This is a genomic window from Arthrobacter sp. SPT-J7 (genome assembly GCF_059089965.1).
This window is the reverse complement of the sequence record NZ_JBNHFF010000328.1, coordinates 1-2,692: the sequence shown is the minus strand read 5'-3', so window position 1 is coordinate 2,692 and position 2,692 is coordinate 1. Positions and strand designations below refer to the sequence as shown.

Sequence of the window (2,692 nt, the reverse complement as noted above, 5' to 3'; positions counted from 1 at the left end):
TTGCCAGATGTTGCAGTTGTTGGGCACGCTCCTACAGTTGGGTTTTCGTGCTTCTGCGCCTGCTTCTGGTTGATCCGCGGTCGGCGCTTCCGCCTGCGTGGTCGCGAGCCAGAGCGGCGGCGGGAACCGGAAGAGACCCAAGCCCGCGAAGACAGCGGCAATGAGAGCAGCAACAGCAGGCGCCGCCGGGGACAGGAGCACCAGTTGAGCTATCCCGATGCCGAGTAGAACGAGTGCGTCTAGAACTTAACCTCACGGACGAAGGGCTGGAGGAACGGAGGCCGGACAGCGGGTCGGGCATATGCGTGTGAACACCCTGGAGCTGTGCTCTATCCGGACAAGTTCCCCGCCCCGTGCGTTATTTCTAGCGCTTTGTATAGGCTCCGAATGAGGTCGGCCGCCTCGGTTCGGAGGGCTGGAGGGTCAGTTTTCGACCAAGCTACGTAGACGGGGACTGGCGGCGCGTCTCGGACGAGCCGGTAGACCAGACCGGCCCTTCGGTATTGGTGGGCGGTGGATTCGGCAGTTATGCCACGGGCCTTGCCGCTGCCGATGACCGTTAGCCAATCGTCCACGTCATTGGTGATTACCGTCTGAACGGGTTGCTTTCCTTCGGGCCAGAGGTCCAGGCGGGTGCTTCCGGTACGTAGATCAATAGCCAACGGGGCATCTCTGACTTGGGCGAGCGTGACAGTTCGTTTGGTTGCCAAGGGGTCATCGATTGCCATTGCGCAGTAGCGCTTCTCGTACCCGGTGAGGACGAAGTCGAGGGTTCCTGGTTCCGGGGTGCGGCGCAGGATTGCAAGATCGGTTGTTCCTTCGGCCAGTCCTGCGGTAGGGGTGTTTGTCCTGATGAGCAGCAGGTCATTGTCGGGGAAGGCTGCGGCCCATCGGCGTTGGAACTCAGGGGTGTGTCTGCCCAGGGCAGACCACGCATATCCGATCCTTACGGTGCTCTTGGAGGAGGACGCTTCCCGCTGGAGATCCTCCAGCGCAGAGAGGGCATGTCGGGCGCGACCTATCAAGCGCTTCCCTGCGGGAGTGAGCTCCACGCTGCGGGTGGTCCGCACCAGCAACCGGACTCCCAACGCCCGTTCAAGAGCAGCGACATTCCGGGAAACGGCGGCCTGGGAAATACCCAGCTCAATGGCCGCGTCGGTGAACGTCCCAGCCTCGGTAACCCTGAGGAAAGATCTCAGGTGACGCATCTCGAAGTCCATGGTCACCAGTCTATTCATGCAGGATCTGCATTAGTCGGCGCTTTTATGCATTATGGGGGAGTGCGGGCCTTGCGGAGAATCCATTTATGGATAAAGCAGGGAAAGGGCGTCAGGGGCGGGCTACCGCCACGCTCGTAGCAAGTGCCCTCTCAAACCAATTGGGTGCGGCCAGCGGATCGATGGCCTTCCCGGCAGTGGGTCCCGTCGGCGTTGTTGCAGTTCGTCAGCTAGTTGCTGCCGCGGTACTTTTGCCGCTGGTCCGGCCAAGAGTCCGGGACTTCACGCTTTCCCAGTGGTGGCCGATACTTCTGCTCGCCTTCGTCTTCGGAACGATGAACCTTTCGCTTTACGCCGCTATCGAGCGGATCGGTCTGGGACTGGCTGTGACGCTGGAATTCCTTGGGCCTCTGGCAGTTGCCTTGGCCACAACCAGAAATAAAGGCAGTATGTTCTGTGCTGCCATTGCTGGCGCGGGTGTTGTTGCCATCACACAGCCCGAGGCTTCCACAGACTACGCCGGAATCGGTCTTGCTCTGATCGCGGCATCGAGCTGGGCTGCGTACATCCTGCTGAACAAAACGGTAGGTAACCGGATACCGGGCGTCCAGGGAACTGCCACCGCAACGGGAGTGTCAGCCGCGCTGTTCCTCCCCATCGGGCTCACCATCTTCATCACTCAAACGCCCGACACCGCAACGGTCCTTTCCGCCATCATCGCCGGACTCCTGGCGTCCGTCGTGCCCTATATTGCGGACCTGGTAGCGCTGCGCAGCGTCCCCGCCAACATCTTTGGCGTACTCATGAGCATCAATCCTGTGTTCGCGGCGGCCATCGGAGCCATCGCACTCGATGAGGAACTGGGCGTCGTGGAATGGGCCGGGATAGTCCTCATTGTCGGCGCTAACGCCTTCGCGCTGCGCCTTCCGCGCTGAAGGGCAGCTGTCACTGCACCTTTCGAACCGCGCTGTCGGCGCGCTGAACCAGCTCGGCCGCCCGTCCGGGTATGAAAGTCTTTTTCCGTCCTTTGTAGACGCCGCGCTGCTTGGCAGGGCGATGCCCTCCCGCTGGCGTTCCCTGATGAGGGACGTTCGAGTTCGGCGAAGGCCCCATGACGGAGAGCATGAGGTTGGCCATGGGGGAGTCCTCGCCGGCAACACCAGGTCTCCTTGACGAACTCCACCCGCACGACTGTGCGGGTCAGGCCCTGAATCAGAGCACGCAGGTCATCAAGGCTGCGGGCCAAACCGATCCATGCTGTGCACCGTTATGGTGTCCCCATCGCGGGCGAATCGCAGCATTTGCGTGTGTTCAGGCCTGGCGGAGCTTGTATTGCCCGTCGATTGCCCTGGCAACATCTGCGGCATCTGCGCCGGGCTGGTCAGGCTGCACGTTCAGGGTCAGGCTCAAGGTGTTGGCTAGCGGTGCCGGCGCTGTTCCGGCCTCCTCAGCGACGGGGACGATGGAGCCTAGGC

Annotated in this window: 3 protein-coding genes and 1 pseudogene; 1 reads left to right on the top strand and 3 read right to left on the bottom strand. The window is 61.8% G+C overall.

Features of this window, described 5'->3' with window-relative positions; genetic code table 11:
* Together AC5RWX_RS32165 and AC5RWX_RS32160 are read right to left on the bottom strand one after the other, a co-directional pair.
* Positions 1 to 201 (bottom strand): hypothetical protein (locus tag AC5RWX_RS32165; protein ID WP_494100235.1); only part of this gene is annotated, 201 nt, incomplete at its 3' end.
* A gap of 128 nt (positions 202 to 329) precedes the next feature.
* Entirely contained in the window at positions 330 to 1,220 is an 891-nt protein-coding gene (locus AC5RWX_RS32160) for a LysR family transcriptional regulator (protein WP_494100234.1), read from the bottom strand.
* Positions 1,221 to 1,306: 86 nt separating this feature from the next.
* Here AC5RWX_RS32160 and AC5RWX_RS32155 point away from each other — a divergent pair, with 86 nt between their 5' ends.
* Positions 1,307 to 2,152, top strand: a complete 846-nt coding sequence (locus AC5RWX_RS32155) for an EamA family transporter (RefSeq protein WP_494100233.1) — start codon at positions 1,307 to 1,309, stop codon at positions 2,150 to 2,152.
* A gap of 16 nt (positions 2,153 to 2,168) precedes the next feature.
* Here the strand turns inward: AC5RWX_RS32155 and AC5RWX_RS32150 are convergent.
* Positions 2,169 to 2,542 (bottom strand): annotated as a pseudogene (locus AC5RWX_RS32150) (recombinase family protein); the annotation flags it as partial.
* Positions 2,543 to 2,692 lie beyond the last annotated feature (150 nt).

What these genes read in the sequence shown, in the direction of transcription:
- AC5RWX_RS32160 (WP_494100234.1), bottom strand. Translation starts at nt 1,220, where the DNA reads ATGGACTTCGAGATGCGTCACCTGAGATCTTTCCTCAGGGTTACCGAG.
- AC5RWX_RS32155 (WP_494100233.1), top strand. Translation starts at nt 1,307, where the DNA reads ATGGATAAAGCAGGGAAAGGGCGTCAGGGGCGGGCTACCGCCACGCTC.